The 5,929-nt window shown below is 74.9% G+C and carries 5 protein-coding genes; 4 read left to right on the forward strand and 1 reads right to left on the reverse strand.

Features of this window, described 5'->3' with window-relative positions:
- The first annotated feature begins 278 nt into the window (after positions 1–278).
- The 4 genes from E2C05_RS27750 to E2C05_RS27765 all read left to right on the forward strand — a co-directional run bounded on the left by E2C05_RS27750 (position 279) and on the right by E2C05_RS27765 (position 4,925).
- On the forward strand, positions 279–1,673 hold the full coding sequence (locus E2C05_RS27750) for a mechanosensitive ion channel family protein (protein WP_240046922.1): 1,395 nt from the start codon (positions 279–281) through the stop codon (positions 1,671–1,673).
- A 132-nt stretch (positions 1,674–1,805) separates the two neighbouring features.
- The gene (locus E2C05_RS35250) at positions 1,806–2,522 is read left to right on the forward strand and encodes an OmpA family protein (RefSeq protein WP_200306338.1); all 717 of its coding nucleotides are present in this window, start codon (positions 1,806–1,808) and stop codon (positions 2,520–2,522) included.
- Positions 2,523–2,526: 4 nt separating this feature from the next.
- Positions 2,527–2,856, forward strand: a complete 330-nt coding sequence (locus E2C05_RS27760; protein ID WP_133222886.1) for a hypothetical protein — start codon at positions 2,527–2,529, stop codon at positions 2,854–2,856.
- A gap of 257 nt (positions 2,857–3,113) precedes the next feature.
- Positions 3,114–4,925 carry a CHASE2 domain-containing protein gene (locus tag E2C05_RS27765; protein WP_158292408.1) on the forward strand — a complete coding sequence of 604 codons (1,812 nt, stop codon included), beginning with the start codon at positions 3,114–3,116 and terminating at the stop codon, positions 4,923–4,925.
- Positions 4,926–4,984: 59 nt separating this feature from the next.
- Here E2C05_RS27765 and E2C05_RS27770 read toward each other — a convergent pair whose 3' ends face one another.
- Complete coding sequence (locus E2C05_RS27770) at positions 4,985–5,749, reverse strand: Crp/Fnr family transcriptional regulator (protein WP_133222888.1); 765 nt, start codon at positions 5,747–5,749, stop codon at positions 4,985–4,987.
- Between the last annotated feature and the right edge of the window lie 180 nt (positions 5,750–5,929).

Here is a 5,929-nt window from a genome sequence, read left to right on the forward strand (position 1 = left end):
GGTGATGCTGATGCCGCCGGTCTCCAGGCCCTGGGCCTGCACCGTGGGGGCCAGGGCGGCCGCACCGGCCAGCAGGGCGAGGGCGGCGGGGAGGATCATCTTGCGCATGGCCGGGGTCCTTCTCTCTCGGGCTCTCGCCGGCCTCCGGGGCTTCTCCCGCAGCGGTCATCGGCGACACAGGGACCCTACCCACCCGCCACGCAGGCGCCTGTGAACCACGCCACAGGCGATGCCGGTTTGCCGGCCGGGCGGCGTCGGGTCAGGCTTCCGCCATGGCAATGGCACGGCCACCCGGCCCCGGGCCGCTGATTCTTCCCGCCGCACTCGCGCTCGGCGGCTTCCTGCTGCAGGGCGCGGCGCCGCGCTGGCTGCCGGCGATGGCCCCCGCGCACGCCCTGGCCGCGCTCGCCGGCGCGCTCGGCTGGCTCGGCCTCGCCTGGACCGGCGCCCGGTGCTTCGACCTGCTGCTGCGCCGGGCCGCGCGGGCGACGCGGCGCGAGGCGCCCTATCCGCGCCTGCTCTCCGACCTGGTGCGGGCCCTGCTCTTCGCCGGCGCGGCGGCGGCCATCGTCACGCAGGTGCTCGGCCAGCCGGCGCTCGGCCTCGTCACCACCTCCTCCGTCGCCGTCGCGGTCATCGGCTTCGCCCTGCGCAACATCATCAGCGACCTCTTCTCCGGCCTCGCGCTCGGCGTGGATGCGCCCTACCGCATCGGCGACTGGATCGAGACGACGGAAGGCTCTGCCGGCCGCGTCGCCGAGATCGGCTGGCGCGCGACGCGGCTGGTGACGCGCGACGGCGTGGCGGTGACGGTGCCAAACGGCCTGATCGCCGCGCATCGCCTGCTGAATTACGGCGCCGCGGCGCGCTACCGGATCGCGCTGCGCATCGCGCTTGATCCAGCGGTGCCCGAGGCACGGGCGAAGCGCATCCTGCTGGCCGCGGCGCTGGAGGCGGAGCGGCGCTATCCGGGCCTCCGCCCCGACGTGCTGCTGCATGAGCTAGCCGAGGGCGCCGCCATCTATCTGCTGCGCATCCATGTGCCGGATTACGGTCAGGAAGCGCCCTGCCGCGATGCTGTCGCCGCCGCCGCGCTGCGCGGCCTGCAGCAGGCCGGCCTTGCCCCCGCGCCGCCCGGTCGCCGGCTGCAGGTCGAGCGCGCGGCACAGCCGCCCGGCCGTGCCGCGCTGCTGGCCAGGGTCGGGCTGTTCGCAGGCTTCGCCGAGGCGGAGCGGGCGGCGCTGGCCGCCATGCTGGTGGAACATGCCCTGCCGCGCGGCACCACCGTGGTCCGGCAGGGGGATTCGGGCGACAGCCTCTTCCTGCTGGCGGAGGGCGTGCTGGAGGTGCGGGCGCTGCAGGATGGCGCGGAGATGGCGCCCGATCGCATGGGGCCGGGCGCGATCTTCGGCGAGATGTCGCTGCTGACGGGCCAGCCGCGCAGCGCGACCGTGACCGCGGAAACCGATTGCCTGGTGATGGAATTGCGGCGGCAGGATCTCGACCCGGTGCTGCGCCGGCGACCGGAGCTGGCGGAGAGCCTCGCCGCCATCATGGCCAGCCGCCGCGCCCGCAACGCCGTGGCCGGCCCTGCCGAGACGGCGGATACGGCGCCTCCGCCGGGCCAGGCGGACCTGCTCGGCCGCCTGCGCGCCTTCTTCCGCCTGGACTGAGGCAGGTCGGCGCGCCGACCCGGCCGATATGCCCGCAGGTGTGGCGTGGCTCACAGGCCGCCCCGTGCCGGTCCCCTAGGGTGCTTCCACCGGCGCAGGACGCCGCGGACGAGACGCAAGGGAATCGCCGCCATGTTCCAGACCCGCCACCGCATCGCCAGCCTCGGCACCCTGGCCTCGCTGCTGCTCGGCGGATCGGCCCTGGCCCAGCCCGTGCAGATCTTCGAGGAAGCGCCGCCGCTCGAGCTGCTGCGGAGCATCATGGTGCCGGAATCGCGGCCCGGCCTCAGCCGCCGCATCGTCCTGGGTCAGCCCGACCCGGCGCCGTCGAGCTACGCTGCCCCGGTCGCCGCACCCGCCCCTGCTCCGGCCGCGCAGGCAACGGCCGCGATGCCGGAGCCCGAGGCGGAGCGCAGCGCCGAGGCCACGCCGCGCCGCCCGCGCCGGGCACCGGCCGCCGCGGTGCTGGCGACCGCGGGCAACAGCCTGCCGCTACCCGCCCCGCCTGCCCCGGCCGCCGGCACCATCGGCTTCCGGATCAACTTCGCCCTGAACTCGGATGCGGTGCCGCCGACCGCCTTCGCCTTCCTCGACCGGGTGGCGGAGCTGATGCGGGCCGAGCCGCAGGTGAAGATGCAGGTGGAAGGCCATACCGATGCGCTGGGCGCCGACGCCTACAACCTGCAGCTGTCGCAACGCCGCGCCGCCGCGGTGGCCAACTACCTGGTGGAACGGCAGGGCGTGGAGGTGACGCGGCTGGTGGTCCAGGGCCTGGGCGAGACCACGCCGCTGACCGAGAACCCCTATGACCCGCGGAACCGCCGCGTGCAGTTCGCCCGGGTGGACTAGGACGATGCCGCGCCCCCGTCTGGTGGCGGCGCTGGCCGCCGGCTTCCTGCTGCTGGCCCTGCCATCGCTCGCCCGTGTCGAGGTGCCCGCCGATGCCGGGGCTGGGCCGGGCGGCGTCCCGCCGGGGCCGCAGGCGGCGGAATGCCGCTGCGGCGGCACCGTCCCGCTGCTCCTCCTCGGCCTGCCCGGCCTGGCGGAGGCGGAATTCTTGGCCCGCTGGACCGCCCCCGGGCGTGCCCTGGCCGAAGCGGAGCGGACGCGCTTCCGGGCCCTGCGGCTGCGGCCGCTGCGCGGCCCGCTTCCCGTCGCGCTGCGCCGCGCCCCGCGGCGCTAGAGCGGTTTCCGTTCGCCATGGCTCACGGCAACCGCTCGAGTCTTTTGATTCTACGAGCCTCTTCACCCGATCAGGTGATGCCACCTGATGGGGATCCGCTCTTTCGCCGGCCCTAGCCCCGCGGTGAGGCTGGAGGCCCCCGGATGGCGGCAAGCAGCCGGGGCATCCTCCGCAGGGCGTTACCAGGCGCGGCGGCGACGCGCGTTGCCGGGTCCCGCCGACATCCCGAGACTGCGGCTTTCCGGCATGAGGAGACGATGGCCCGACGGCGATGGCAGGACGCGGCGCTGGCAGCGTCTCTGCTGGCCGGTGCCGCCGCCCTCGGCCTGCTGACGACCGAGCCGCCCTCCCCGCTCGCGGCGGCGGAGCGGCTGTTCCAGGGCGCCGGCCAGCGCTGGCTCGCGCCCGTCCAGCCGCCCCATGAGCGTCTGGTGCTGATCGGCGTCAGCGAGGCGACGCTGGAAGCCTTTCCCTATCGCTCGCCCGTCGATCGCGGCTTTCTGGCTGGCCTGCTGGACCAGTTGGCGGCGGCCGGCGTTGCAGCGATCGGCCTCGACATCCTGCTCGACCGCGCGACCGAGCCGGCGAAGGACGCGGCGCTCCGCGACGCCATCGCCCGCCAGGCCGTGCCCACCGTGATCATCTCCCTGGGTCCCGACACGCCGCTGCCGGAGGAGCGCGCGGCGGTCCTGGCCGGCTTCACCGGCGCGGCGCCGGCTGGCACCGCGAATCTGGCGCGGGACAGGTTCGACGGGCTGGTGCGGCTGCACCTGCCGCGCCATCCGGTGACCGGGGTGCCGAGCTTCCCGGCAGCCCTGGCCGAAGCGGTGGGCGTGCCGGCGCCGCCTACGCCCTTCGCGCTCGACTGGCGCCGCACTGCGCAGGGGCCGGTCGCCCCGCTCTACCCGGCCGAGGCGGTGGCGCTGCTGCCGGCGGACTGGCTGCGCGGCCGCATCGCCCTGATCGGCACCCTGCTGCCCGGCACCGACGAGCACCGGACGCTGGCCACCGCCTTCGGCCAGCCGGCCTTCGGGCTGGAGATCCATGCACAGGCATTGGCGCAGATCCTGGACGGGCGCATGCATGCCGTGCCGGGGGCTGCGGTCGGCGCGCTTGCTGCCGTCGCTCTCGCCCTGGTCGGGCTGCTGGCCGGGTTGCGCCTTGCGGGCCGTCGCCTGGTGCTGGCGCTCGGCGCGCTGGCCGTGGCTTGGCTGATGGCCGTCATGGCGCTGGTCGCAGCGGGGCATGGCGGCTGGCCGGCGATCGCCCCCGCGCTGGCCGCATGGCTCGCCGGCGGCGCCGCGCGCGCCTGGACCGGTGCGGCGGAACGGCGGGACCGCATGGCGCTGCGCGCCATGTTCGCCCGCTTCATGGGTGCGCCGGTGGCCGAGGCGCTGCTGCGCGACCGCGCCCTCTTCCTCGCCGGCGGGCGACCGAAGCCGCAGGAACTGACGGCGACCGTGCTGTTCTCCGACATCGCCGGCTTCACCCGCATCTGCGAGGCGCTGCCGCCCGGGCCCCTGGTCGCTTGGCTGGACCGCTACATGGAGGCGATGGTGGCGGTGGCGGCGGCACATGGCGGCGCCGTGCTGCGCTTCGTCGGCGACGGCATCCTGGTGGGCTTCGGCGTGCCGGTGCCGCGCCCCGATGCCGCGGGCGTGGCGGCGGATGCGCAGGCGGCGGCGCGCTGCGCACTGGCGATGGAGCGGGCCATGGCGGCGCTGAACGCGGAATGGCGGGCGGCGGGCATGCCGGAAGCCGGGCTGCGCATCGGCATCCATACCGGGCCGCTGGTCGCCGGCAGCCTCGGCCGCGGCGAGCGGCTGGATTTCTGCCTGCTGGGCGATACGGCCAATGTCGGCGCCCGCCTGGAACAGCTCGGCAAGCAACATGGCGGCGAGGGGCCGGGATGCTGCACCATCATCCTGGGCGAGCCGACCTGGCGGCTGCTGGACGGGATGGTGCCCGGCCGCTGCATCGGCGACCTGGCGCTGCGCAACCGCAGCGCGCGCATGGCCGCCTGGCGGATCGACAGCGGCGCGATGCAGGATGCCGCTCTGTCCTGTTGATTGCAGAGCGGAGTCTCGCGTCCGGGCGTTCACGCCCTCCCACGCTCCTCTTTAGCCCGTCAGGCTTCTGCGGCGGCGATCTCCTCCAGCGCGGCACGGTCGCGGATCAGGATCATCCCGGCCTCCATGCCGAGCACGCCGGCGCGGACCCAGTCGTTCAGCGCCTTGTTCACGCTCTCGCGCGACGTGCCGATCAGGTTGCCGATCTGCTGCTGCGACAGCTTGATGGTCAGCCTGGTGCCGTCCGGGGCGTCCCGCCCGAAGGTCTCGGCCAGGCGCAGCAGGCCGCTGGCGAGGCGGGAGGGCGCCTCCCGCAGCAGCGCGTCCTCAAGATGCGCGCTGGTCTGCCGCAGCTTCTGGCAGAGCGCCGCGAGCAGGCGCGACAGCGCTTCCGGATTGCCGGCGAGGAAAGGCAGGAACTGCCCGCGCTCCAGCACCAGCAGGTCGGTCTCCTCCAGCGCCACCGCATCGGCGGTGCGCGGCCGGCCATCGAGGATCGCGACCTCGCCGAAGATCCCGCCCGTGTCGATGATGTTGAGGAGCAATTCGCGGCCCTCGTTCGAGACGCTGCAGATCTTCACCCGGCCGCGGATCACGGCCATCATGCTGCTGCCGGGATCGCCCTTCTGGAAGATGGTGGCACCGCGCGGATGCCGGGCCATGCGGGCGGTGGCAGCGAGGCGGCGCAGATCCTCGCGCTGCAGGTGCCGCAGGATGGGATGCGCGGCGAGGACCGCCTCCCGATGCTGCTCAGCGAGCGCCATGCCATCCTCCCGATGCGTCGTGCCGGCGGCGGGGATGTCCCGCGCGCCGGCCCGCGCCATGCCATGGAGGATGACCGAGGAAGCGCCCGCCCGCGACGCACGTGGCGGCGAGCGCTCCCGCCGGCGCTTACTGCGCGCCGATGGTGACGACCTGCTGGTCGGCGAAGGACCCCTTGCCGGTGGCGGCGTTCAGGTTGTGGCCGCCGAGCACCTGGTTGCGGGCGCCGCGGCCGGCGGCGC

The organism is Paracraurococcus ruber, assembly GCF_004353985.1.
In the GTDB taxonomy this organism is placed as follows: domain Bacteria; phylum Pseudomonadota; class Alphaproteobacteria; order Acetobacterales; family Acetobacteraceae; genus Paracraurococcus; species Paracraurococcus ruber.